Genomic DNA, 24,336 nt, shown 5'->3' on the forward strand with positions numbered 1-24,336 from the left:
TTTACAATAGCGTGTTTCCTTGCCTACTGCTTTAGACGACTATATGACCGATTAATAAGTGAGTCGTTAGGCGATTTGATAGCCAATACGAATCAACGTTAATTTGTCCCCAGTTAAACACAAATCAATTGTACCACAATGAAAAAATTTCACTTCTCATTTTTGTTAGTTCTTGGCTTGTTGGCAGGAACTCAGTCGTTCGCCCAGTTAGCCGTTGATAAGGGCACCAAGTTCATAAACCTCGGTATCGGCGTAGGTGGTTATGGGTATTACACAGGTAGTAGCGGAGTTGCCTTTACGGCGGCTGCTGACTTCGGTGTAACCAAAAACATCACTGTCGGGGCTCAGGCCGGTTATAGAAGCTATGGAAGCGTAGGTACCTACAAATACAACTCGTTCGATATTGGTGCTCGTGGTTCGTACCACTTCAACGAACTGCTGAACTTATCTACCGATAAAGCAGATTTGTACGCTGGTTTAGGCCTGTCTTACTTCTCGTTCTCATACGGTGGTTACCTCGACAATTACGGTGCTGTTTACGTGCCTATCCACGTTGGTGGTCGTTACTTCTTCAGCGATAATGTTGGTGGCTTTGCGGAATTAGGCTCTAGCCTGTCTACGCTCAAAATAGGGGTCACCTTCAAGCTGGGTCAGTAGTCAAAAGACACCCCAGAATAAAACAAAAGACCCTGCCAGCAAAGGCAGGGTCTTTTGTTTTATTCTGTTATCAGCGATTATTTTTCGGCTACTTCCCGCAGGCTTCGTACGCCCATGTTCCAGAGGATAAAGGAATAAATGTCGGCGGTTGTCTCAATGTTCTTCTTCGTGTTGCTGGCACCATGCCCCGAGTTGGTATCGATACGTATCAACACCGGATTCTGGCCTTTGTACACCTCCTGTAGCGTAGCTGCGTACTTAAATGAGTGGGCTGGAACAACCCGATCGTCATGATCAGCGGTCGTGATCAGCGTTGCCGGATAACCGATTCCTGCTTTCAGGTTGTGCAGGGGCGAATACGCACGAAGTGCCTTAAACTCTTCGGCATTATCGCTGCTGCCGTAATCGGCAATCCAGTTCCAGCCAATGGTAAACTTGTGAAACCGCAGCATATCCATAACCCCTACTTGTGGAATGGCGACGCGGAACAGATCGGGGCGCTGGTTCATAACGGCTCCTACGAGCAAACCACCATTTGAACCACCCTGAACGGCCAGTTTCGCCGGGCTGGTGTATTTCTGCGCAATCAGGTATTCAGCAGCTGCAATAAAATCATCAAATACGTTCTGTTTCTTGAGTTTCATGCCTTGCTCGTGCCATTTCTCTCCGTATTCGCTGCCTCCCCGTAGGTTAGCCTGCGCATACACGCCCCCCTGCTCTAGAAACGGAATCCGGAATGGACTAAAGGCAGGCGGTAAGCTGACGTTGAATCCGCCATAACCATACAGCAGAGTAGGGTTGGTACCATCCAGTTTGAGCCCTTTCCGATACGTTAAGAACATCGGCACTTTCGTTCCATCCTTACTCGTAATGAACACCTGCTTCGTTTCGTAGTCGGTCGGCTTAAAATCTACTTCCGGTGCCCGGAAAACGGTGCTTTTCCGAGTGGCTATATCGTAGCGGTAGATGGTCGGCGGGAAGGTAAACGAGGTGAACGTATAGAACACAAACTTGTCGTCTTTCTCGCCACCGAATCCACCAGCCGAGCCAATGGCAGGCAACTGAATTGCATTCTCCAGCTTTCCGGCGTAATCGTACACCTGCACCTGTGACGCTACGTCTTTCGAGTATTCAACGAAGAGTTTCTTGCCAGCCGCACTGACGCCACCCTCGGTAATGGGCTCAGGCCGTTCGGCAATCAACGTAGTGAAAGCTTTCTTCTTCGTGTCGAAGGCTACAACTTTGCTGTTTGGCGCTTTTTCGTTGGTTAAAATCAGAAGCCGGTCACCATCATTGTCGATAACGCCGTAGCTGAAATCGGTTACGTCGGCCACCACGGGTGTGAACGTTTTTTGGCCGCCCTGCGCATCCATGAAAAACAAGGCATTCCCATCTTTTCCCTGGCCCCGGTCGCTAACCGACAGTAACGCAAAGCGTTCGTCGTCGGTCGTGCTTACGATATGGAAGCGCTGTGGATGTTTCCCATCTTCATACACAAGCCGGTCTGCCGACTGGGGTGTGTTTAGCTTGTGGTAAAATACCTGATGATTCTCATTTTTAGCGGCTAGCGCACTGCCTTCGGGCTTAGGGTACCGGCTGTAATAAAACCCATCGCCCTGCCAGGCGGCACCCGATACTTTTACCCACTCGATTTTTTCAGGCAGATACTGCTTTGTGGCGAGGTCCATTATCTGGTATTCCTGCCAGTCTGATCCGCCTTTCGAGAGTCCAACTACGGCGTATTTTCCGTCTTTGGACAATGAGAACGCACCAAGCCGGGTCGTACCATCAGTCGATAATTTGTTCGGGTCGATAACCAGTTCCGGCTTGCCATCCAGACCTTTCTGGCGGTACAGAACAGCTTGATTCTGCAAGCCATCGTTTTTGGAGAAATAGAACCAGTCGCCTTTCCGGCTGGGCGCTGAATACTTTGGGTAATTATAGACCTGTTCAAGCCGGGTTTGTAGTTGCTTACGGAACGGAATCTGCGCCAGGTAGTCAAACGTAACCTTGTTCTCGGCTTTGACCCATTCAGCGGTTTCGGCTGAACGGTCATCTTCGAGCCAGCGATAAGGATCAGCGACCTGAGTGCCGTGATACGTATCGACATGATCGGTTTTACGCGCTTTGGGATAGTTGAACGGACCTTCAGTTTGGGCCATTGCCACAGACGAACTCAACATAAGGAGCAGTCGGATAGAGTTAGAAAAATGCATGATTATAAGCGTTGAAGAAGAGTTTAAACGCAATTCGTTTACTAAGCTAATGCTTTAGTACGTAGAAAGGGGAAGTTCAATAGAGATTCTCTAGTCAGCCGATAAAGGGCCAACGGAAACTCAGATGAGCAGTTCCTGACGAGGACCAACGCGTGGAATCAGCCCCTGCGAGTCGTTCCGTAAGAGCATCTCGAACAGCAGGACCGTTGCGGCCGCATCTCCCTGGGCGCGGTGGCGGCCGTTGAGCGGTATCTCAAGCGAGCGGCAAAGCTTGCCTAGGCTATAGGAAGGGTGGCCGGGTATTAATTTACGGCTCATGCGAACGGTACAAAGTGTTCGACGCAGGAAGTCGTGCCCCAGCCAGTTTAGTTCTTTCTGAACAAAGTTAAAATCGAAGCTGACGTTGTGCGCTACGAAAATCGCATCCTGGGTTATGTTCACTACCTGAGCCGCTACGTCGGCAAAGGTAGGCGCGTCGGCTACCATCTCGTCCGTAATCCCGGTCAGTTGACGAATAAATGGCGGAATCGGACAGCCCGGATTTAACAAGGAGTGGAATGAATCGACAACCTGCTGGCCGTCGTGGCGAAATATGGCAATTTCTGTCAGGCGCGTTGCTCCCTTTACACCTCCTGTAGTTTCAACGTCAACTATACAATACACAAAAGCAAGGTTATCTGTAGTCAATAAACAGGCGTGGCTAAGCAATGAGTTCGGCTCTACCTTATTTTATGACAAAAGCGGATGCGTTTATCGCTCTACCTGTTTACTGGAGAGAAGCTTGTAAAGGGCGGGCTTTGATCGGTTGCACATCGCGGCTGGGTCGGGCTACAACCCCTTGCCGAATAAGTCCAAGCGTATAATCCAGTACATAATCGCGATTACAGAGCAGGTCCTCATAGCTGCGGGTAACCGTAAAATCAGGCTCGACTGTAAACCCGTTTGCCCGATCGGCCGTAACGGCATGGGTCAGCTTTTTAAGCGGGATACGAACCTGAATTCGTGAGTTGGGTAAGGTCACAGTTTTAAAATGGCCCGCGAAATCACCCCAATACGCACTACCACTGGCCTCGCCAACGAACGTACCCATACCGGCATCCAGCGTCTTGGCCAGAACCGATGTCGTTGCCGAGAACGACGCGCCATTCACCAGGAAATAGATATTGCCCTTAAATGCATTGTTGTGCTTGGGTCGATAACGACGACGCGCCGAACGACTCGCGAAACCACCCGCGTTAGTGGATTTATACTGGAGACTGAAGTTGATGGCTGATATTGGGTTCCAGCGCGTAACCAGTTCGGCGCGGGCGGCCCGTTTCATCTCCTCATGCTCCATAATGGTAAACGGTTTGGGCATCCAGTAACGTAACAGCCGGGCCGAATTCAGTACAACGCCACCGCCGTTCCCCTGCATGTCAATCACCAGGTTTTGTACGTTCTCGTTACGTAGTTGCTTAAACGCCTTTTTCAACCTCCGGTTAAACGCCAACTGAAAAGGATCCGTCTTTTTTGGGCCCATGAACGAGGCAACCCGTAACACGGCCGTGTGCGTCAGCGAATCAACGATCCGCACCGATACGTTAGGGCGATGGTCAATTTCGGACTGGTAGCGCCGGTGCATCATCGAGCGGAAACCCGCCAGATTAGGGCAAGCCAGACGAGTCTGGCGAACGGTTGTATCGCCAGGGAGCCGGTAGGTGATGCGAACCGAATCCGCCGATCCGTACCAGGCCGCATAATAGTCAGCAAATTGGACAAGGCTCCATTGGCGACGGCCCGTTACGTTATCGCCATCAGAACCCGAGTGGTCTGACTTCATCAACTCGTCGTGCATGTCGCCAACGCTACGTCCGTTAATGGTCAGCAGTTCCGTTCCCCGGTACAGACTCGTATCGGCCGATACATTGTGACTGATGTAATATTGATCTCCGACGGGTCGGATGTAAAACGGTATATATCGGGTTTGTTTGTTAATAAAGTTCTTCCGGTGATTCAGATTCGTATGCCCGTCTTTTATGGCGGTGATGAGAGGACTAACGTGACGAAAGAACGATAAATAGTCGACTGGAGCCGTCAGACAGTTGTATAGCGAGTCGTAAAGCTGCTCCATGCGCGGCTGTGGGGTGTAGTAACCCATGCCGGGATGCAGCAAGTCGAGCTTGCGTTTGAGATAGCTTAAGTCAGTACGAGCTTGTTCAGGAGTAAGGGGTTGAGCGGGAGCGATCAGGCTACATAGTCCGATCAGCAAACCCGAACACAAAAGAATTCGGCCAATCTTCATCATTCAACGTCACGGTGTTCACCCACTTTGGCAAGTGGGACTCTGTTTGTTCTGTGAAGATAAGATTTGGCGCAACTATTATCAATAGGAATTGTTTAAAACCCTATTAAATTTTGTTTGCAGGTTAAGGCCTCTTATTGGTCATAACTAAATAACTCACTCGTTTTCAGTGCTGTTTTCGTACGCAGCCTTGGTCCTAACAAACAAAATTTAATAGTATATTTCTTGTTAAATACAGATTTATAGTGCGTAGCACACAGATTATTCATCTTTCCGATGGGGAATTATTGTCCAGTGCTGAACGCCGGGCTTGTGATCTGCAATAACATCAGCCGCTACATCCTCCAGGTTTTCCTCGTTTGTGGTAAAGAAAAGGCTCTCCGGATGGTCGCCTTCCTGCGTAATACGTACTTCATAATATTCGTTGTGGTGCTCGATAGCGTGTTTCTCGACAAGTTGATACTGGGCCATAGCGATAAAATAGTTAGGTCTTAATAACCCAGTTCCGGGCGATATGGTTATTCGGGTACGTAATTAGGATAGCAACTTCAAATCTTATTTGCCATCCCTGAAATGGCAAAAGCGCCACGTTTTATCTCTTTTAATAAGTCTCAAACAGATTATAAAGAGGCCGACGACCGAAGGATTCAATAAACATATACTAGTCGTCTCTCGTAACTGCACTCCTTCTGCTCTCTATTACGTAGCAAATGGTTCTATATAAAAACGCTTTGTTGAAGAAGCCTGGTATTGGGCAGATAAAGCGCGGATACTCCGTGCATAATTGGCAGCTATCTAGAAATTTACGGCGAGCACTTTCCTGATTGACAAACGTTTCGTACCTTTGCGGTCTTATTTTGGAAGGAGATACGAGGTGAACGTATTACGCGCATACGACATTAATATTGTGGGCTTGGAAAACAAGCGCTACGAATACGACTTTACGTCGAACGATGCGTTTTTTGCGGCTCTGGAGCAGGATCTGATTGAAAAGGGCAATGTGCATACGCACTTGGTTCTCGATAAGTCTGAAACCATGATCCGGCTGGATTTTCACATCACCGGTACGGTCGAACAAACTTGTGATCGCAGCCTCGATTGTTATGATGAACCCGTCGATACTCAGCAGCGTATGCTGTTGAAGTTTGGTGATCATAACGAAGAGTTGAGCGACGAAATTGAGCTCATCGAACGAGGAACCGCAACCGTCAACGTTGCCCGGTACATATTCGAGTTCCTGAGTTTATCGTTGCCGATGAAGCGTCTTCACCCCCGCTTTCGGGACGAAGAAGATGGAGACGATGACGTGAACGGTAAGTTAATCTACCGTTCAGACTCTGAACCAGACGACGAAAGTAACGACCAGCCAGACATCGATCCACGCTGGGCCGCTTTGCGCAAATTGAGTGATAATTAATAGAGAGCCGGCTTAGCTTCAGATGATTCTATAGATTCTGAGACGGTATGTGAGTGACCAGAATCATCAAAAACTGACAACTGTAAACCGAAAACGATATATTTAGCTATGGCACATCCCAAACGGCGCCACTCGAGCACCCGGCGCGATAAGCGCAGAACGCACTACAAGGCATCCGCTGTAACGCTTTCAACCGACGCCCAAACCGGTGAAGTTCACGAGCGTCACCATGCCCACGTTTTTGAAGGGAATCTGTTCTATAAAGGACAAATGATTGTCGAGAATTACGCCAAAACGGCCTAATTATCATTGATTTATAAAAAGTATTTCACCGACGTCTTGCAGAAGATGAACGTGAAATACTTTTTTATTGCCCACTACCTCTCTATTTTTACGCGTATTTTTTAGTAACCCGGCTAAGCGGGGAGGTGTTGAACAACTAGAGTCAATGAAGATTGCAGTGGACGCAATGGGGGGCGATTTTGCTCCCGACGCAATTGTGAAGGGGGTTGTAATGGCCGCTGCTGAATTGCCGCAAGGCATAACTATCGTATTGATTGGCAGGCAGTCCGTTGTGCAGGAATTAGTTAGCCAATACGCTACCGAAGCGATAGCCAATATTGAATTGGTTAACGCTGAGGATGTTATTGACATGAGTGAGCACCCAACCAAAGCTCTCTCTCAGAAGCCCAATTCCAGCATCGGAGTTGGGTTTAAACTTTTGAAGGATGGGCAGGTGAATGCGTTTTGCAGTGCTGGTAACACGGGTGCCATGCACGTAGGTGCTCTTTTCAGTATCAAAGCCATTGAGGGCGTAATACGTCCTTGTATCGCCGGGTTTGTGCCTCAGATTACTGGTGGCCATGCCGTAATGCTCGATATTGGCGCTAATGCCGACTGTAAGCCCGAAATGTTAGCCCAATTCGGTGAGGTCGGCTCGATCTACGCTCAATACATTTTTGGGATCGAACGGCCCCGCGTTGCCCTGATGAACATTGGTTCTGAAGAGCAGAAGGGATCGCTGGTTGCGCAGGCAGCTCATCAGCTGCTGAAGGATAACCGGCGCATTAATTTTATCGGTAATATCGAAGGTGGCGATTTCTTTGCGGGTAAAACCGACGTAATCGTTACGGACGGTTTTACGGGGAACACCATGTTTAAACTAGGAGAATCGTTCTATGCCGTAGCTACCGAGCGGGGTATAACCGACGAGTTCTTGGATAAAACGAATTACGAGTCGGTGGGCGGTAGTCCGATACTAGGTGTCAATGGTAACGTAATCATCGCCCACGGTATATCGTCGCCGATTGCGATAAAAAACATGATTAATCTGGCGATTCGACAAGTTGAGTCGGATGCTTATATCAAGATTGCACAGGCCCTGGCTTAAGCGAGGGTTCCCGTGTTTAACTGACAGTGTGCTGTTAAGCACCTACACCACCGATTTATGAGTAAAGCTGCCATTACTGGAATTCATGGCTACGTGCCTGACTACGTGCTGACTAATGCTGAGTTAGAGCGCATGGTCGATACGAACGACGAATGGATAACCACCCGAACGGGCATAAAGGAACGGCACATTCTAAAAGGTGAGGGGATGGGGTCGTCGCACATGGGCGCTAAAGCGGTGGCTGGCTTACTTGATAAAACAAACACCAAGCCCGAAGAGATTGATCTCCTCATCTGCGCAACCACAACCCCGGACTACGTATTCCCGTGTACGGCTAACCTGATCTGCGATATGGTTGGCATCCGGAATGTAGGCAGTTTCGACATCCAGGCTGCCTGCTCGGGGTTCTTGTATGCTTTAACCGTCGGGTCCCAATTTATTGAAACAGGAAAGTACAAGAAAGTTATTGTTGTTGGGGCTGATAAAATGTCGGCTATTGTCGACTATACCGACCGAACAACCTGTGTGCTGTTTGGCGATGGGGCCGGTGCGGTACTGCTCGAACCAAATACAGAAGGAGTAGGAATACTGGATTCGATTATTCGCTCGGACGGAGTGGGCCAGAATCACTTGTTTCAAAAAGCAGGAGGAAGCCGTTACCCACCTACGCACGAAACCGTTGAAAAACGGTGGCACTACGTGTATCAGGATGGTCCCTCGGTGTTTAAGTTTGCCGTAAAAAATATGGCCGACGTATCGGCTGAGATCATGGAGCGGAATCACCTCTCCGGCGCGGATGTTGCCTGGCTGGTGCCGCACCAGGCCAATAAACGGATCATCGACGCTACCGCAAACCGTATGGGTATCAATTCTGATAAAGTGATGATGAATATTCATAAATACGGAAATACAACCGCGGCTACAATTCCTCTGTGCTTGTTTGATTACGAGCCGCAGTTGAAAAAAGGCGATAACTTAGTGCTGGCGGCTTTTGGTGGCGGGTTCACCTGGGGAGCTGCCTATGTTAAGTGGGCGTATTAATACGTAGTCATTCATAGTTATTAGCTGTCCTTGATGGTCCTCTTGTAAAAGCGATCAAAACAAGCAATGACTATAGATGACAAGCAATGACAAACAATTTACCATAACGCATGGCAACGACAGCAGACATCCGAAACGGACTAGTCATCAACTTCAACAACGACCTTTTTCAGATCACAGATTTTCAGCACGTTAAACCCGGCAAAGGTGCCGCTTTCGTGCGCACGAAATTGAAAAGCCTGACCACCGGCCGGGTAATCGACAATACGTTCAACTCCGGCGTAACGATTTATCCGGTTCGGGTTGAGCGTCGAAAATTCCAATATCTTTATAAAGACGAGGCTGGTTATAACTTTATGGACCAGGAGTCGTTTGATCAAATTAACATCGATGAAAAGCTCGTTGACGGTGCTGACCTGATGAAAGAGGGGCAGGAGGTTGAAATTCTGATCAATGCCGAAAGTGAAGTTCCCCTGTCGTGCGAGTTGCCGCCCTTCGTTGAACTGGAGGTGACGTATGCTGAGCCAGGCATCAAAGGCGATACAGCCAACAGTCCAAAAAAACGGGTTGAAGTAGAATCGGGTGCTAAGATCATGGTGCCGCTCTTCATTGACTCGGGCGAAAAAATTCGGGTAGATACCCGCACACGTGAGTACGTTGAACGAGTGAAATAAACTGAGAAGTGAGAAGTATGAATTCATCGCGGTTCAATTCTTCTCGTGGCTCGCTCCCAATCCATGGATACGAAAGACATACAACAACTCATTGACTTCATCTCGCAGTCGGGTCTAGATGAGGTAAACATCGAGACCAACGATCTCAAGATCAGCGTCAAGCGGTACGGTTCGGGCGCACCTGCTGCTCCAGTTCCGGTAGCTGCTGCTCCTGCGCCAATTGCTTCAGCACCCGCTCAGGCAGCGCCGGCTCAACCCGCAGCAACGACTCCGGCCCCTTCGGCACCTAAAGCCGATACGTCGAACTATATTACCATCAAGTCGCCGATGATCGGTACGTTCTACCGGTCGTCTAACCCCGATACACCATCGTTCGTGGAAGTAGGGGACAGCGTGACCGAAGGTAAAGTGGTCTGCATCATTGAAGCTATGAAGTTGTTTAACGAGATTGAGTCCGAAGTGTCGGGACGTATCGTTAAAGTGCTCGTCGAGAATGCTACGCCTGTAGAGTACGACCAGCCGCTGTTTTTAGTAGAACCTATCTAATTTGTGATTGAGTGAATGAGCGATTGAGTGAATAGTTACTAAACCAACTATTCACTCAATCGCTCATTCACTCAATCGCTCATTCAAGTGCTATGTTTAAGAAAATCCTTATTGCCAACCGGGGTGAGATTGCGTTACGTATCATCCGAACGTGTCGGGAGATGGGCATTAAAACGGTAGCTGTTTACTCAACCGCCGATCGGGATAGTCTGCACGTGCGTTTTGCTGATGAAGCCGTCTGTATAGGGCCTCCGGTCAGCAAACAGTCATACTTAAGTATTCCAAGCATTATCTCGGCCGCTGAAGTGACAGGGGCTGACGCTATTCACCCAGGATACGGATTCTTGTCCGAGAACGCCGAGTTTTCTCAGATTTGCGCGGATTACGGCATCAAGTTCATCGGGGCCACGGCTGAGCAAATTAATGGCATGGGTGATAAAGCCACGGCCAAAGCAACCATGCGGGCCGCGGGCGTACCGGTCATTCCTGGATCGGATGGCTTGCTGGAATCAGTTGAGCAAGGCAAAAAGCTTTCTGCCGAAATGGGCTATCCGGTCATCGTTAAAGCGACCGCCGGGGGAGGAGGTCGTGGGATGCGCATTATCCGCTCGGAAAGTGAGTTCGAGAAAGCCTGGAACGATGCCCGAACCGAAGCTGGTGCTGCCTTCGGCAACGACGGCTTGTATCTGGAGAAGTTTGTTGAAGAGCCGCGCCATATCGAAATCCAGATCGTTGGTGATCAATATGGGCGCGTGTGTCATTTGTCGGAACGGGACTGCTCCATTCAGCGTCGGCACCAGAAACTGGTAGAGGAAACGCCGTCTCCAATCGTATCCCCGGAACTGCGCGAACAGATGGGTGAAGCGGCCATTAAAGGAGCGCAGGCGATTGGTTACGAAGGCGCGGGTACGATTGAGTTCTTGGTCGACAAGCACGGGAAATTCTACTTTATGGAGATGAACACCCGGATTCAGGTTGAGCACCCGATTACCGAAGAAGTGACCGACTTCGACCTGATTAAAGAACAAATCAAAGTTGCCGCCGGAGCCGAAATATCGGGACGTAACTACACGCCGAAGTTATATGCGATGGAGTGCCGGATTAACGCCGAAGACCCCGCCAATGGGTTCCGGCCGTCGCCCGGGAAGATTACGGTATTGCATCTGCCCGGTGGACACGGCGTTCGGATAGACAGCCACGTATACGCGGGCTACACTATTCCACCGAACTACGATTCCATGATTGCCAAGCTGATTGTGTCGGGTCAGTCGCGCGAAGAGGTGATCACGCGGATGAAGCGGGCCTTGCAGGAGTTCGTGATTGAAGGAATTAAGACAACCATTCCCTTCCACATTAAGCTGATGGATGATCCTAAGTTTAAATCGGGACAATTCACAACGGCTTTTCTGGAAACGTTCGACTTCTCTACGTTGTAATACACGTAACAGACAAAAAAGCCCGCCATCTGTATCGACACGGATGGCGGGCTTTTTTATGACCGAAGCAAGTCAGTTTGCAGGGGATTGGTAAAAAAAACGGTTGCTTTACTTTGGCTACCGTACACTACTGTTACTAAACCTTCGCATGAACCACCTTGACACCGCAGACTATGTTGTTTTTTTATTGTATCTAATCATCGTTGTAGGCTATGGGTATTGGGTGTATCAGCGAAGGCGGTCGGGGCAGGTTAACACGACGGAATTCTTCCTGGCCGAGGGGTCGCTGACCTGGTGGGCCATCGGTGCCTCACTGATTGCATCGAATATTTCGGCCGAGCATTTTATCGGTATGGCTGGTTCCGGCTTTGCCATGGGGCTGGCTATTTCTTCCTACGAATGGATTGCCGCGGCTACGCTCGTTATTGTAGCGGTGTTTTTCATTCCGATCTATCTCAGGAACCACATTTATACGATGCCGCAGTTTCTGGCGCAACGCTATAGCGATACTGTCAGTACCATTTTAGCGGTATTCTGGCTGGTTGTGTACGTGCTGGTAAACCTGACCTCCATTCTTTATCTCGGAGCCATTGCCATTCAGTCGCTGGCGGGTATTTCATTTACGACCTGCACCATTGGGTTAGCCGTTTTTGCCATTTTCATTACGTTGGGCGGAATGAAAGTGATTGGCTATACCGACGTAATTCAGGTGATTGTTCTGGTGATCGGTGGCCTGGTCGTTACGTATTTGGCGCTGCAGTTAGTTGCTGAGCAAACGGGTACCGCCGGTGTCTGGAATGGCATGGTGGCTCTACGAAATCAGGCTGACAGCCACTTCCACATGTTTTTAGAGAAAGGACATCCTCATTACGATGCCCTACCTGGTATGTCGCTGGTACTGGGTGGCATGTGGATCAATAATTTGTCGTACTGGGGGTGCAATCAGTATATTGTACAGCGCGCTTTGGGTGCTGATCTAAAGACAGCCCGCAGTGGAATCTTATTTGCCGCTTTTCTGAAGTTAATGATTCCGTTGATTGTCGTGATCCCGGGTATTGCTGCTTTTGTGCTGTACCAAAGCGGGCCGTTCCGTGAAGCGATGACGGATGCATCGGGTATGGTGAAGCCCGACCACGCGTATCCGGTACTGATGAACCTACTGCCGAAAGGTATGAAGGGCTTAGCCTTTGCTGCCTTAACCGCGGCCGTTGTGGCATCGCTGGCGGGCAAGTGCAATTCGATCTCTACCATTTTTACGCTCGACATTTATAAGAAGTACGTAAATAAAAATGCGTCGGAGCAGAAATTGGTCAACGTTGGTCGCTGGGCCGTTCTGGTTTCATTTGCCATTGCGATTGTGCTGGCTCCGATGCTTCAATCGTTCGATCAGGTGTATCAGTACATTCAGGAGTATACCAATTTTATCACCCCTGGTGTATTCGCCATTTTTTTGCTGGGTTTCTTCTGGAAGCGGGCCACCAACCGGGCCGCTTTAACGGTGGCTATTCTGACCATTCCACTATCGACGTTACTAAAATTTTGGCCCGATGTTGTCAGTATGTTCGGTGGTTCGGCTGATTCAATTCCGTTTTTGCACCGCACTACGTGGGTATTTTGCATTGACGTTGCACTCATGGTGGTCGTATCGCTGACCGATTCCATCAAAGTGAAAGGACTCATCATCGATACCCGGATGTTTAGAGTGTCCCCTTCGTTCGTTACGGGATCAGCCGTAATTTTTGGCATATTAGCCGTATTATATTCAATTTTTTGGTGAGCCTGCTGTTCAGGATTTCGCCAGATTCTGTTACGTTTAAAAACAAATTCTGCCTTCAATCCGTTGGCTGTTAAAATTTTAGCTACGTTTACGCTTTAAAAGGAACGCTCGTGTCATGACTGTTTTCAACGAAACCCAGCAAAACCCACTCGCTAGCCTCGAACAATGGGAAGATGACCTCTTAATCCGTTATCCGGAGCCTGAGCATAAGGCAAAAGAGGAGTACCGGAATTACGACAATCCGGAGCGCGACACCGTGCGCGAATTCTACCGGCTCAACCATACGTACCAGACGTACGATTTCGTGCTGAACAAAGAAAAAGAGTTTCTTACGTTCGACAAGAAAGAGCTGCCGGTTTGGGGCGCAATGGAATTCCTGAATACGCTCGTTGACGATTCTGATCCGGATACTGATCTCGACCAGCTTCAGCACCTGCTGCAAACCGCCGAAGCCATTCGGGCCGACGGACATCCGGATTGGTTCGTGCTGACCGGCTTTTTGCACGATATGGGCAAAGTGCTGTGTTTGTTTGGCGAGCCGCAGTGGGCCGTAGTGGGCGATACGTTCCCGGTAGGCTGTAAACACTCGGATAAGATTGTTTACCCGGAATACTTTGTCAACAATCCTGATGCGCACGATGAGCGGTACAACACGAAATACGGCGTGTACGAGCCAAACTGCGGACTACGTAACGTACACATGTCCTGGGGGCATGACGAGTACCTCTACCACATTACGAAAAACTACCTGCCGGAGCCTGCTCTGTACATGATCCGGTACCACTCGTTCTATTCGCAGCACCGGGAAGAGGCCTACGATCACCTGATGGACGATCACGATCGGGAAATGTTCAACTGGGTACGTAAATTCAACCCATACGATTTGTATTCGAAAAGCCCGAAACCGCCCGTTGTGAGCGAATTGAAGCCGTATTATGAAGATTTGATCGCTAAATACTTACCGGCAACCATCCGTTTGTAAGCCGAACGTAACAAGCCAGCGTAGTCGTTAACTACGCTGGCTTGTTAGATAATTATAGGTTTGACCGTCGCCATCCCTTCCCGGTCATAATGCTTCTTTTCTTCATTGCCCTCTATTTACTATCGAACGTAGCGGTCGGAGCCTGGGCGGCCCGCCGGGTAACCACGTCACAGGATTTCGTCCTGGCTGGCCGACGGTTGCCGCTGGTACTGGCGGCATCGGTAACTTTCGCTACCTGGTTCGGCTCAGAAACAATCATGGGCGCGCCTGCCATGTTCATCGAGGGGGGTATTCCGGCGGTTATTGAAGAGCCTTTTGGCTCGGCGCTGTGCCTGTTTCTGGTAGGCGCCTTTTTTGCCAGACCATTGTACCGGCTTAATATCACTACGTTCTGCGACTACTTTCGAATCCGGTTTGGACGCTCGGCGGAGTTGCTGTCGGCCGTGATGATCATTCCCTCGTACTTTAGCTGGATTGCGGCTCAGTTAGTGGCAATCGGCATTGTCTTGAGCGTCGTGACGGATATTCCGCGAGAGTACTGTATTCTATTCAGCGCCACCGTCGTCATGGCTTACACCTTATTGGGCGGCATGTGGTCTATTTCAGTCACCGATTTCTTTCACAATCTGATTATCGTGCTGGCGCTGGCGGTGCTGGCGGTGCTGCTCTGGAATCAGGTGGGCGGTTGGGAAACCATCCAGCGACGAACGCCAACGGGTTTTTTTCGCTTTTTCCCGAACCCGACATTTAAAGACTGGGTCGAATACATAGCTGCCTGGTTCACCATAGGCTTGGGCTCTATTCCGCAGCAGGATATTTTTCAGCGGGTAATGGCGGCTAAAACCGAGAATACGTCCGTGCGGGCTTCGTACCTGGCCTCGGGGCTTTACCTTACCGTAGCGATGCTGCCGTTGTTCATTGCCCTAAGTGCGAAATTACTTCATCCGGATTTGCCGAAAGACAACCAGCTCATAATTCCGAACATGGTAATGCGGCATGGGAGTTTGCCACTTCAGGTCTTGTTTTTTGGGGCCGTTACGTCAGCTATTCTCAGCGTGTCGAGCGGGGCGATTCTGGCCCCGGCGACCGTGTTTGGCGAGAATATCGTTAAATTTTTTCGACCCAACCTGAGCGACAAGGAACTGCTACGTACCATTCGCTGGGCGGTCGTCGTCATTACGGTTATCTGCGTCTGGATGAGTACCGCCCGCGACATGAACATTTTTGACCTCGTCGGTGAATCGTCAGCCTTTAGCCTGGTGTCGCTGTTCGTTCCGCTGACGGCGGGTATTTACTGGAAGCGGTCGAATCTACTGGGTTGCCTATGGTCAATGGGGATAGGTTTAGTCGTGTGGTTGGGCTGCATCTGGGCTAATACCGAATACTCGCCGATGATGTATGGGCTGCTCGCCAGCACCCTTGCCATGATTGCCGGCAGTCTTTTAAGCCGAACCAGCCCACAACCTGCGGTTTCTGCCGAAGCTTAACCAAAGTATTGTTGGGCAATCCGACCAACGTAGCCTAGATACGTAGCGCTCGTAAACCACGGCTGAATCCGGGCTCCGATGTTTGGGTACATATTTAGCTGGTCCAGTTCAGAAGCAGGTTTCCACACGAGTTCGAGCGCGGTTGTCTCAGCCGGATTGAGCACCGGTTCACCCTGCACGTTACGTGTGGCGAACACCACGTGCAGAACATCGTCATTACGTTCGGTTAGCAGCATTTCCCCCGCCAAGATCATTTCGCCAACGTCTACCTGAACGCCAAGTTCTTCCTGGATTTCTCGACTTACGGTTTCGGGTAACGTTTCCCCGCGGTCCGGATTCCCGCCGGGTAAGGCAAATACATCCTGACCGCCATATACGTAACGCATCAATAAAATCTCGGTTTGGTTGGCGTGCTGGCGCCAGATAAGAGCAGAAGGGCGAACTTTCATAAGAGCAATATATAAAAAGCCATCTTCGGGAAAGAAGACGGCTTTTGAATAAACCGGATGAGCTTTGCCGAAGATGGCGGCTAGTTCAGATCCCGTGTGGTTTCGAACAGGAACCAAGTACGCTGCTCGGTTTCGTCAATGAAGTTTTCCAGAAGGCTGGCCGTTGCTACGTCCTGAGCGTCATCGGCGATCTGGTGCGCATTGCGCATGTTTTTAGCCATTCGCTTGTTTTCGGCCACCAGATCGAGAAGCATAGCTTTTGGTTCAACAAAATCCTCGTCGTTATCCTTCACGCGCTGCAACTGAGCGACATGCGCTACTGACCGAATGGTAGTTCCGCCAATTTTACGGACGCGTTCTGCCAACGGATCAATGGTGGCAAAAATCTGAGCTGCCTGCTCATCGAGTAATAAATGGTAATCCCGAAAATGCCGACCGGATACGTGCCAGTGATAGTTTTTTGTTTTGATGTATAAAGCAAACGCATCGGCAACCAGAGCGTTTAAGGCTTCGGTTACCTTCTCCCGTCCTTTTTCTTCTAAATCGGAGGGAGTATCCAGGGCTTCAATAGGCTTAGTTACGTTCATGGGTTTACAATTTAATGATCGAATTTGTCCTTGAAAGAACACCACCAACCGTATATTGTTTGCTAGAACCGCGCCAGCACCTTCTCGGATACCGTCTGCCCGATAGACAAAGACGATGTGGCGGCTGGCGAAGGAGCGTTCACTACGTTGATTGCCTTATCCGTTTCGAGAATGGCAAAGTCATCCAGCAGTCCGCCGGTCCGATCGCAGGCTTGCGCCCGGACTCCCGCACCGCCGTCTTCGAGGTCAGCCTCCTGCACATCAGGAATCAATTCCTGCAGCGCTTTGGTAAAGGCAGATTTTGAGAACGAACGATACATTTCACCCAAGCCCGTCTGCCAGTATTTAGCCGCTACTTTCTGAAATCCGGGCCAGGATAACGTCTCGAACAACTCTTTCAGGTTAACATCGGACTTTGTGTAGCCCTCGCGTTGAAAGGCAAGTACTGCGTTAGGACCGGCTTCGACCCCGCCGTGAATCATACGGGTAAAGTGAACGCCCAAAAAAGGGAAGTTTGGGTCAGGAACGGGGTAGATCAAATTCTTAACCAAATACTGTTTTTCGGGCCGAATCTTAAAATACTCACCCCGGAAGGGGACGATACGAACATCGACTGTCTCGCGCTGGGTAAGCTGAGCGATCTTGTCCGAATACAGCCCTGCGCAGTTAACAACCAGTTTAGTCTCATAGCGTCCTTTGTTCGTGACGACAATGCTCAGGCTGGTGCCGGGCGTTACCTGCTCAACCCGTTCCGCCAGTCGAATTTCGCCACCCAGTAACTGAAACTTCTCGGCGTATTTTTCGGAAACCTGCTTGTAGTCGATGATGCCAGTCTGCGGTACAAACATCCCGGCAACGCCGTTTACGTACGGTTCGATCTCGCGCATCTCCGCCAGCGACAGTTTTTTCAGGCCGGTAAGCCCGTTCTGGTGTCCCCGTTCGTAGAGTGTATCTAGCTGCGGAAGCTCCTCCTGCTTGGTGGCTACCACAATTTTACCGCACAGATCATACGGAATGCCTTCCGCATCGCAGAAATCGAGCAGCATGCGATAGCCCCGAATGCAGTTGGTGGCTTTGAGGCTACCGGGTTTATAGTACAAACCAGAGTGGATCACTCCACTGTTATGGCCAGTCTGGTGGCGAGCAACAGCAGGCTCTTTCTCAATAAGAATGATGTTAAGCTGCGGCCGTTGCTGTTTGAGCTGCAAAGCAGTGGCTAAGCCAACAATGCCCCCGCCGATAATTACTACGTCTGTCATGGCTATTACCTATCGGACCGCACTCAGTCGTGGATCCTCAAACCTGCTGATGTATCTTTAAGTACAATCTACTTTACAAAGGTACGCCGGAACCGGCGTTCATAAACAAAAACGAGCGCAACGAATCATCGCTGCGCTCTCTCCTTTAGCTGTCTGCCGCAAAACGTATCAGGTCTTGTGCTAGAATAACTCTGTATAGCAGTACTTGTTGTTTACTTGTTAGCCTAAAGACCGTGAATTTGCCCGAAAAACGGCGGATTTGGATGAGTGGATGATTTGGAACACGAGCGGTTTACTGAAGTTGGTCTTCGATCCATTCCAGGCCCCGTCCATACAAGGCATTGGCAAAGCCGACGCGGTTATCGAAATCAGGGTCAGCTGTATAACCCTGAGTCATATACTGACGCACAAGACGGGCATTTTCGGTCGCTGACGGATGTTCGTAATGGACTTCGCTCTCGGTGCGGAACGAAGCAAAGGCGGGCATATCTCCTTCAAAGTGCTGATGGAACAGATGCCCTCTGGGCGTGCGAACGGCACAGAGAATACCGGTGGCCCGGCTCGTTGACGGAGTTAGGCTTCCTTCCAAACCCCGTTTGAGAACGATTACGGCGTCGAATCCAGCCAGCATCGCCAGCTCGGCCATCTTCATCTGATACGTAATGTGGAACACCGACGTAACGAGAATACGGGCATGGCAGGGATTCAATACTTTTTCCAGCGTGGCCAGGAACGGGCGTTTCAACAAAATTCGCCGACGATCTACCCATTGGTTCAGTGGGGGAGAGAGCGCTTTCTGATCAAGTACCCAGCCGTAATTTTCCAGCGGTGTATCCAGTTCGTGGTTGCTTTGCAGGAACTGACACCCCAGGTGCATGTATAAGTCCAACGCGTTTAAGGTAAACTTTGGTCCGCCCGACCGCCCAACGACCGACACCGCCCCGTAGCCTCGTTTCTGAAAGAATTGCGCCAGTAGTGGGGTGATGAGGTAGCTGTTCTCGACACCATCGAATGGCTCAGCGATCTGAACCAACGGACGGTCGGCGCAGCTGATGGGGCCAAAGCCGGGCGAAAAGGTAGCTTCGGCGGCTCGCATAAGGCCATGATACTCTTCGTTCGTTTCGTGGCGAACCCGCATGATGCTGGCCGCCAGCCCCCGGAAGGTTTCGCAGTCGCCCTGCCCGAACAGGTAATCCCCAAGCTGGTGCGCTTCGCTAATCTGTAAATTATGTCCACGTACCAGTTTCGTAGCAATAGGGTGCAGGCGAACTGGCAAATCGGGGCAAACTTTATTGATAAAGAACGTAGCGTGACCGAATGCGCCTTTTCCGATAACCTCTTCGAGCGTTTTCTCCTCCGGCGTAGGCCCTTTGGCAATCAAGGCGCCCAGGAAAGCCCCTCGTTGAAGCGGATGCGTAGCGGGATCGAGTAAAGCATCCCGGCATTCGGCCAGTAAGGCGGGCGGTAATGGTTTACTACCATATTTACCAATACCAATATGCTTGATGCCCCGGCCAAGTGGTGTATCGGCGGGCGCGTCTAAAGTAAGGCTGACAGTAGACATGGTTAGAAAGAGGAGTATTTATAAAAGTATATAAAAAAGAACAACCTACTCATGCTTCTCCTTACCGATATCGGGAAGCTGAACGTTTTAAACAATAGGGCTCCTGGCTCAATTACTGATAAAGCGTTTAGAACACATTACTTTTGAAAAAACTTAACCGGAGTATTCATGGCAGAACGCATTAGCTATGGCAAAACGTGGTGGGGACAGCAGTGGCTTCAGGCATTAACCAATATTGATGAAGATAACCGCCTGCCGCGTGGAAAAACCTACGCTAACAAAGGCGCTGTACAAGCTTTAAAAATAGATAACAACCAAATCAGCGCGTCGGTTAAGGGTACCAAGCCTCGACCATATAAAGTCAAGCTAACGGTACCTTCGTTTACAGAACAGGAACGTAACTGGCTTCTGACCGAAATCAGCGAGAACCCGGCGGTACTGGCCCGGCTGCTGAATCGTCAGTTGCCGGAAGAGTTGGTCGAGTTCGCGCAGGAGCGTGGGATCCGGCTGTTTCCCCGGTCGTTTGAAGACCTCGGCATGGGTTGCTCTTGTCCCGATTACGCCATCCCCTGCAAACATTTAGCGGCCGTTGTGTACGTAATTGCCAACGAAATTGACCGCAATCCGTTTCTGGTGTTCCTGCTCAAAGGGCTAGACATTCTGGAGGAGCTGAAAAGCCAGCAAGCCGACCTCTTGAGTGGCGGTATGGAAACGGTGTTGCCCCTACAGGATCTCGGCACGGAAGACCTGCCCGATGATGAAGATTGGATACCCGATGAAGCGGCTCGTGCCCAGCTCGATTTCGCTACCATCCCCCCTTTGGCCGAGCAACTCCTTAATCTGCTTCAGCCTGAAACAACGTTTACCAAGAGCGACTTCTTAAAATCACTGATTAGGGCCTACGGCCTGTTCGGCAAGCCCGTCGACGAAAAAACGGTGAAGCGGATGGTTCACGTGAACGGACGTCAGGCCAAGTCGACTGATGACATTCAGCATCCCGATCTGAGCGACAGTATAGAGCTGCAGTTAGACGAACTGATGGAAATCAAAAAGGTCGGCGTGTTCACGGAGCATGGCGAACAACGGCCTTTTCCAGACTATGACCTTCCCGAATTGGTGGAGTGGCTTGATACGTTGACCGAGTCGGATTTTGCCGAAATGAGCGATTCGGTACGTGGGCTGTACCTGGCGCATCAGTTTTCTGCCGCTTTGTTACGTCGGGGAGCCGTAGTCCCTCAATTGTTATTGGTGGGGGCAAAAGAAGATCAGTATCGGGTACGTTGGCTACCCGCTACGCTTAACGAAGCGGTACGTCAGCAAACCGATCTGCTGGCCGCTCAACTCCCCCCATTGCTGTTGACCCTGCGCTGGCAGAAGGAATGGCTGGCGTTTCCGGGGCGGGAGCAGGCGCTTATGCTGTGTTCGCTACTGATGCGGCCCACTATCCATAAGACCACAGTTGAACTTTGGGAACGCTGGCCGCTCGAAGATGCCGATCGACTTTTCTTCGGCGTTGAAACGGTTCGATTTGAGGGCTATGGAAAGCGGGAGATGCCGCTGGCCATGCAACTCTGGCTCAACGACTTCTTTCTGACGCACAAACGCTTTGTGCCGATTCTTGCCGTTGAAGACAGTGAGTTAGGCGACGAGTTTCGGGTTAGTCTGCTCATCCGCGATAACGAAGCCCAGCCTACCTCAACTTCTGCTCCCGCTGCGGAGGTTCCGAAAAAAACTACTCGAACGGCCAAGAAATCGACTCCTGCGTCTTCGGTAGCCCCGCCGATTCCGTTACGTGAGATATTGACCGAACGCCAGCACGCCAGCATCCGCATGGCCGTATTGCAGGATTTACTGGTCTTGTCACGGCACTTTCCTGATCTGGCGCAGCTCACTAAAAGTGATGGGGCTTCCCGACCGGAGTATCTGGTTTATAAACCCGACGATTTTGTTAAGGTGCTGCTCGATACGTTGCCGCAGATGCAGTTGCTGGGTATTTCGCTGCTGCTGCCCAAATCGCTCCGGCATTGGGTGCGTCCTTCAGCGGGTGGGCGACTGCGTACCAAGGCCAAGGTTACGGCGAATAACGCCTTTATGCGACTGGACGATATGCTGACCTTCGACTGGCAGGTAGCGCTGGGTGAGGAAATGGTGAGCGTGAAGGAATTTCAGAAGCTGGTCAATAACTCAACGGGCCTGGTCAAGATTAAAGATCAGTACGTACTAGTAGACCCTAATGAACTAACCAAATTATACAAGCAACTGGAAACCCCGCCGGAGCTCACTGGTGCTGAGATGCTACGGGCGGCTCTGTCGGAGGAATACAAAGGCGGACGGCTGGGCTTGTCGGAAGATGTGCGCGAAGTGATCCAGCAGTTTACGGATGCCGACGTCCATCCCCTTCCCGACGCCTTAAACGCTAGCCTGCGGCCGTATCAGCACCGGGGTTACGACTGGCTGGTTAAAAACACCGCGCTCGGCATGGGGAGCCTGCTGGCAGATGATATGGGCCTTGGTAAAACGTTGCAGGTGATTGCCTTACTGCTCAAGTTTAAACAGGAGGGCCGCTTCGAGAAACAGAAAGGTTTGGTGGTGCTGCCGACCACGCTGCTGACGAACTGGCAAAAGGAAATCGCCAAGTTTGCGCCCGATCTACGTCCTCATATTTACCACGGACCTGGCCGAAAACTACCGGATGTGGATTCGGCTAAGGGAAAAAAAGCCGATAGTTACGACCTGTTGCTCACTACGTATGGCGTAGTACGTTCCGATCTGGAAAAGTTGAAGAAAACCACCTGGGCCACGGTCATTATCGACGAAGCGCAGAATATTAAAAATGCCGATACCGAGCAGACCAAGGCCGTCAAAGCCCTAAAATCACCTATTCGGATTGCGCTTAGCGGTACGCCCGTGGAGAACCGGCTGTCAGAGTTCTGGAGCATCATGGACTTCGTGAACAAGGGTTACCTGGGCGGATTGATCAAGTTCAACGAAGAGTTCGGTAAGCCCATTCAGCAGGAGCGCGACCGCCAGCGGCTCGACCAGTTCCGGCGCGTAACCAGCCCGTTCCTGCTCCGACGCGTCAAGACTGATAAAACGATCATCAGTGATCTGCCCGACAAAATTGAGAATAACCAGTTCTGTTCGCTGACACCTGAACAAACCGCATTGTATGAAAGTGTAGTGCAGGAAAGTATTCGGGCTATTGAAGACAAAGATGGCATTGCCCGGCGTGGGTTGGTCTTGAAACTAATGACTGCGCTGAAGCAGATTGGCAATCACCCCCATCAGTACCTGAAGGAAGGCAACGCAAACCCCGCGCTGTCGGGCAAGGCTACTTTGCTGCTAAACCTGCTGGAAACCATCTATGCGAACCACGAGAAAGTTCTGATCTTCACGCAGTACCACGAAATGGGTGTCTTGCTGCAACAGTTCATTCAGCAGCAGTTTGGCCAGGAGCCCTTATTCCTGCACGGCGGCACGTCTCGTCCCGACCGCGACCGGATGGTTGAGCAGTTCCAGAAAAACCGGTCTGATCATACCTTCATTCTGTCGTTGAAAGCCGGTGGCACGGGCCTGAACCTGACGCAGGCAAATCACGTCATTCACTACGACCTCTGGTGGAATCCCGCTGTTGAAGCACAAGCCACTGATCGCGCGTTCCGGATTGGTCAGACGAAGAATGTACTGGTGTACCGCCTGATGAACCAGGGAACGCTGGAAGAGAAAATCGATGCGATGATACGTAGCAAAAAAGAACTGGCCGACCTCAGCGTCAAGACCGGTGAAACCTGGCTGGGCGACCTCAACGATGAGGAGTTGAAGGAGTTGGTGTCATTGGGGTAAACTTGTATCTTTAACGTATGAGCACGGCTATTTTGGAAACAGAGAAATTATTGAGCCGCTTGTCGCGAGCCGAAAAGGCGCAAGTTTTACAGTGGATTGTTCAGGAGCTGGGCGATACGTTTCCGGGCATTGAGCGTACTGCTGGCGTGGCTGTTAGTGTAGCCTGTATCGTTCGTACCCGGATTCCGGTTTGGCTCCTGGAACAGGCCCGTCGCTTAGGCACGACTGAAGCAAACCTACTCCGCGCTTATCCATCGCTCCGAGCAGCCGACTTGGCTAATGCCTGGGCTTATGTACATGCCATCCCAGAGGAGATTAATCAGGCTATTGCCGAAAACGAAGCTGATTAATGGCGCTGCTGTTTTCCGATGAGAATTTTCCAATGCCTGCTGTGGATGTACTACGTCGGCTCGGCCATGATGTAGAAACGCTATTGGACACAGGACAGGCGGGTTTAGCTATTCCGGACGATAGTTTATTGCAGCTAACAACATCGTTGGATAGGTGTCTGCTCACGCTGAACCGCAAGGATTTTATCAAGTTACATGCCCAGCAACCCGATTACGATGGAATAGTTATTTGTATAGTTGACCCTGATTTTGTTGCTCTTGCTTACCGAATAGATTCTTGTCTAAAGGATCAGACTGAACTGGTTAGAGGGCAATTGTTGCGAGTACAGCGCGCCAATGTAGCCAATGTATAAATTAGATAACGGCTGTATACTAACTAT

22 protein-coding genes are annotated in these 24,336 nt (G+C 50.5%); 14 read left to right on the forward strand and 8 right to left on the reverse strand.

Annotation, left to right across the window (positions count from 1 at the left end; genetic code table 11):
• Nucleotides 1-138: 138 nt before the first annotated feature.
• Entirely contained in the window at nucleotides 139-657 is a 519-nt protein-coding gene (locus ACYVIY_RS12840) for a hypothetical protein (protein WP_460976753.1), read from the forward strand.
• A gap of 77 nt (nucleotides 658-734) precedes the next feature.
• Here the strand turns inward: ACYVIY_RS12840 and ACYVIY_RS12845 are convergent, their stop codons facing one another.
• The 4 genes from ACYVIY_RS12845 to ACYVIY_RS12860 all read right to left on the reverse strand — a co-directional run bounded on the left by ACYVIY_RS12845 (nucleotide 735) and on the right by ACYVIY_RS12860 (nucleotide 5,625).
• The gene (locus ACYVIY_RS12845; protein ID WP_460976988.1) at nucleotides 735-2,840 is read right to left on the reverse strand and encodes a prolyl oligopeptidase family serine peptidase; all 2,106 of its coding nucleotides are present in this window, start codon (nucleotides 2,838-2,840) and stop codon (nucleotides 735-737) included.
• 153 nt (nucleotides 2,841-2,993) lie between these two features.
• Nucleotides 2,994-3,536 (reverse strand): 3'-5' exonuclease, encoded by a 543-nt coding sequence (locus tag ACYVIY_RS12850; protein WP_460976754.1) that lies wholly within the window; start codon nucleotides 3,534-3,536, stop codon nucleotides 2,994-2,996.
• A 103-nt stretch (nucleotides 3,537-3,639) separates the two neighbouring features.
• Nucleotides 3,640-5,154: a S41 family peptidase gene (locus ACYVIY_RS12855; RefSeq protein WP_460976989.1), complete on the reverse strand. Its 1,515-nt coding sequence runs from the start codon at nucleotides 5,152-5,154 to the stop codon at nucleotides 3,640-3,642.
• Between the two features lie 261 nt (nucleotides 5,155-5,415).
• Nucleotides 5,416-5,625, reverse strand: a complete 210-nt coding sequence (locus ACYVIY_RS12860; protein ID WP_460976755.1) for a hypothetical protein — start codon at nucleotides 5,623-5,625, stop codon at nucleotides 5,416-5,418.
• A 403-nt stretch (nucleotides 5,626-6,028) separates the two neighbouring features.
• On the opposite strand from ACYVIY_RS12860, the gene ACYVIY_RS12865 reads away from it, so the two are divergent.
• The 10 genes from ACYVIY_RS12865 to ACYVIY_RS12910 all read left to right on the forward strand — a co-directional run bounded on the left by ACYVIY_RS12865 (nucleotide 6,029) and on the right by ACYVIY_RS12910 (nucleotide 15,904).
• The gene (locus ACYVIY_RS12865; protein ID WP_460976756.1) at nucleotides 6,029-6,571 is read left to right on the forward strand and encodes a YceD family protein; all 543 of its coding nucleotides are present in this window, start codon (nucleotides 6,029-6,031) and stop codon (nucleotides 6,569-6,571) included.
• A gap of 108 nt (nucleotides 6,572-6,679) precedes the next feature.
• Nucleotides 6,680-6,874, forward strand: a complete 195-nt coding sequence (rpmF, locus tag ACYVIY_RS12870; protein WP_460976757.1) for a 50S ribosomal protein L32 — start codon at nucleotides 6,680-6,682, stop codon at nucleotides 6,872-6,874.
• Nucleotides 6,875-7,019: 145 nt separating this feature from the next.
• Nucleotides 7,020-7,961 carry a phosphate acyltransferase PlsX gene (plsX, locus tag ACYVIY_RS12875; protein WP_460976758.1) on the forward strand — a complete coding sequence of 314 codons (942 nt, stop codon included), beginning with the start codon at nucleotides 7,020-7,022 and terminating at the stop codon, nucleotides 7,959-7,961.
• A 57-nt stretch (nucleotides 7,962-8,018) separates the two neighbouring features.
• Nucleotides 8,019-9,002: a beta-ketoacyl-ACP synthase III gene (locus tag ACYVIY_RS12880; protein WP_460976759.1), complete on the forward strand. Its 984-nt coding sequence runs from the start codon at nucleotides 8,019-8,021 to the stop codon at nucleotides 9,000-9,002.
• A 110-nt stretch (nucleotides 9,003-9,112) separates the two neighbouring features.
• Nucleotides 9,113-9,676: an elongation factor P gene (efp, locus tag ACYVIY_RS12885; RefSeq protein ID WP_460976760.1), complete on the forward strand. Its 564-nt coding sequence runs from the start codon at nucleotides 9,113-9,115 to the stop codon at nucleotides 9,674-9,676.
• 63 nt (nucleotides 9,677-9,739) lie between these two features.
• A complete protein-coding gene (gene accB, locus ACYVIY_RS12890) occupies nucleotides 9,740-10,222 on the forward strand; it encodes an acetyl-CoA carboxylase biotin carboxyl carrier protein (RefSeq protein ID WP_460976761.1) in 483 nt (160 codons plus the stop codon).
• A gap of 92 nt (nucleotides 10,223-10,314) precedes the next feature.
• Entirely contained in the window at nucleotides 10,315-11,658 is a 1,344-nt protein-coding gene (accC, locus tag ACYVIY_RS12895) for an acetyl-CoA carboxylase biotin carboxylase subunit (protein ID WP_460976762.1), read from the forward strand.
• 148 nt (nucleotides 11,659-11,806) lie between these two features.
• Nucleotides 11,807-13,435 carry a sodium/sugar symporter gene (locus ACYVIY_RS12900; protein ID WP_460976763.1) on the forward strand — a complete coding sequence of 543 codons (1,629 nt, stop codon included), beginning with the start codon at nucleotides 11,807-11,809 and terminating at the stop codon, nucleotides 13,433-13,435.
• 115 nt (nucleotides 13,436-13,550) lie between these two features.
• Nucleotides 13,551-14,417 carry an inositol oxygenase family protein gene (locus tag ACYVIY_RS12905; protein WP_460976764.1) on the forward strand — a complete coding sequence of 289 codons (867 nt, stop codon included), beginning with the start codon at nucleotides 13,551-13,553 and terminating at the stop codon, nucleotides 14,415-14,417.
• A gap of 89 nt (nucleotides 14,418-14,506) precedes the next feature.
• Nucleotides 14,507-15,904, forward strand: coding sequence for a high affinity choline transporter 1 (locus ACYVIY_RS12910; RefSeq protein ID WP_460976765.1), 1,398 nt, complete (start codon nucleotides 14,507-14,509; stop codon nucleotides 15,902-15,904).
• On the opposite strand, the gene ACYVIY_RS12915 is transcribed toward ACYVIY_RS12910, so the two are convergent.
• The 4 genes from ACYVIY_RS12915 to ACYVIY_RS12930 form a co-directional block, all read right to left on the reverse strand.
• Nucleotides 15,901-16,470 (reverse strand): NUDIX domain-containing protein, encoded by a 570-nt coding sequence (locus ACYVIY_RS12915; RefSeq protein ID WP_460976766.1) that lies wholly within the window; start codon nucleotides 16,468-16,470, stop codon nucleotides 15,901-15,903. The two genes, ACYVIY_RS12910 and ACYVIY_RS12915, sit on opposite strands and share 4 nt — an antisense overlap.
• On the reverse strand, nucleotides 16,434-16,940 hold the full coding sequence (locus ACYVIY_RS12920) for a Dps family protein (RefSeq protein WP_460976767.1): 507 nt from the start codon (nucleotides 16,938-16,940) through the stop codon (nucleotides 16,434-16,436). Before ACYVIY_RS12920 ends, ACYVIY_RS12915 begins: the two co-directional genes overlap by 37 nt.
• 62 nt (nucleotides 16,941-17,002) lie before the next feature.
• Entirely contained in the window at nucleotides 17,003-18,199 is a 1,197-nt protein-coding gene (gene lhgO, locus ACYVIY_RS12925) for an L-2-hydroxyglutarate oxidase (RefSeq protein WP_460976768.1), read from the reverse strand.
• A 292-nt stretch (nucleotides 18,200-18,491) separates the two neighbouring features.
• Nucleotides 18,492-19,763 (reverse strand): anthranilate phosphoribosyltransferase, encoded by a 1,272-nt coding sequence (locus ACYVIY_RS12930; protein ID WP_460976769.1) that lies wholly within the window; start codon nucleotides 19,761-19,763, stop codon nucleotides 18,492-18,494.
• Between the two features lie 168 nt (nucleotides 19,764-19,931).
• On the opposite strand from ACYVIY_RS12930, the gene ACYVIY_RS12935 reads away from it, so the two are divergent.
• The 3 genes from ACYVIY_RS12935 to ACYVIY_RS12945 are packed head-to-tail and all read left to right on the forward strand — an operon-like array spanning nucleotide 19,932 to nucleotide 24,309.
• A complete protein-coding gene (locus ACYVIY_RS12935; RefSeq protein ID WP_460976770.1) occupies nucleotides 19,932-23,606 on the forward strand; it encodes an SNF2-related protein in 3,675 nt (1,224 codons plus the stop codon).
• Nucleotides 23,607-23,623: 17 nt separating this feature from the next.
• On the forward strand, nucleotides 23,624-23,956 hold the full coding sequence (locus ACYVIY_RS12940) for a DUF433 domain-containing protein (RefSeq protein ID WP_460976771.1): 333 nt from the start codon (nucleotides 23,624-23,626) through the stop codon (nucleotides 23,954-23,956).
• Nucleotides 23,956-24,309 (forward strand): DUF5615 family PIN-like protein, encoded by a 354-nt coding sequence (locus ACYVIY_RS12945; RefSeq protein WP_460976772.1) that lies wholly within the window; start codon nucleotides 23,956-23,958, stop codon nucleotides 24,307-24,309. The genes ACYVIY_RS12940 and ACYVIY_RS12945 overlap by 1 nt, the downstream gene beginning before the upstream one ends.
• Nucleotides 24,310-24,336 lie beyond the last annotated feature (27 nt).

The organism is Spirosoma knui (assembly GCF_054780635.1).

What these genes read in the sequence shown, in the direction of transcription:
- accB (WP_460976761.1), top strand. Translation starts at nt 9,740, where the DNA reads ATGGATACGAAAGACATACAACAACTCATTGACTTCATCTCGCAGTCG.
- ACYVIY_RS12910 (WP_460976765.1), top strand. Translation starts at nt 14,507, where the DNA reads ATGCTTCTTTTCTTCATTGCCCTCTATTTACTATCGAACGTAGCGGTC.
- rpmF (WP_460976757.1), top strand. Translation starts at nt 6,680, where the DNA reads ATGGCACATCCCAAACGGCGCCACTCGAGCACCCGGCGCGATAAGCGC.
- ACYVIY_RS12945 (WP_460976772.1), top strand. Translation starts at nt 23,956, where the DNA reads ATGGCGCTGCTGTTTTCCGATGAGAATTTTCCAATGCCTGCTGTGGAT.
- ACYVIY_RS12855 (WP_460976989.1), bottom strand. Translation starts at nt 5,154, where the DNA reads ATGAAGATTGGCCGAATTCTTTTGTGTTCGGGTTTGCTGATCGGACTA.
- plsX (WP_460976758.1), top strand. Translation starts at nt 7,020, where the DNA reads ATGAAGATTGCAGTGGACGCAATGGGGGGCGATTTTGCTCCCGACGCA.
- lhgO (WP_460976768.1), bottom strand. Translation starts at nt 18,199, where the DNA reads ATGACAGACGTAGTAATTATCGGCGGGGGCATTGTTGGCTTAGCCACT.
- ACYVIY_RS12840 (WP_460976753.1), top strand. Translation starts at nt 139, where the DNA reads ATGAAAAAATTTCACTTCTCATTTTTGTTAGTTCTTGGCTTGTTGGCA.
- ACYVIY_RS12845 (WP_460976988.1), bottom strand. Translation starts at nt 2,840, where the DNA reads ATGTTGAGTTCGTCTGTGGCAATGGCCCAAACTGAAGGTCCGTTCAAC.
- ACYVIY_RS12935 (WP_460976770.1), top strand. Translation starts at nt 19,932, where the DNA reads ATGGCAGAACGCATTAGCTATGGCAAAACGTGGTGGGGACAGCAGTGG.
- ACYVIY_RS12880 (WP_460976759.1), top strand. Translation starts at nt 8,019, where the DNA reads ATGAGTAAAGCTGCCATTACTGGAATTCATGGCTACGTGCCTGACTAC.
- ACYVIY_RS12930 (WP_460976769.1), bottom strand. Translation starts at nt 19,763, where the DNA reads ATGTCTACTGTCAGCCTTACTTTAGACGCGCCCGCCGATACACCACTT.
- accC (WP_460976762.1), top strand. Translation starts at nt 10,315, where the DNA reads ATGTTTAAGAAAATCCTTATTGCCAACCGGGGTGAGATTGCGTTACGT.
- ACYVIY_RS12905 (WP_460976764.1), top strand. Translation starts at nt 13,551, where the DNA reads ATGACTGTTTTCAACGAAACCCAGCAAAACCCACTCGCTAGCCTCGAA.
- ACYVIY_RS12920 (WP_460976767.1), bottom strand. Translation starts at nt 16,940, where the DNA reads ATGAACGTAACTAAGCCTATTGAAGCCCTGGATACTCCCTCCGATTTA.
- ACYVIY_RS12860 (WP_460976755.1), bottom strand. Translation starts at nt 5,625, where the DNA reads ATGGCCCAGTATCAACTTGTCGAGAAACACGCTATCGAGCACCACAAC.
- ACYVIY_RS12940 (WP_460976771.1), top strand. Translation starts at nt 23,624, where the DNA reads ATGAGCACGGCTATTTTGGAAACAGAGAAATTATTGAGCCGCTTGTCG.
- efp (WP_460976760.1), top strand. Translation starts at nt 9,113, where the DNA reads ATGGCAACGACAGCAGACATCCGAAACGGACTAGTCATCAACTTCAAC.
- ACYVIY_RS12900 (WP_460976763.1), top strand. Translation starts at nt 11,807, where the DNA reads ATGAACCACCTTGACACCGCAGACTATGTTGTTTTTTTATTGTATCTA.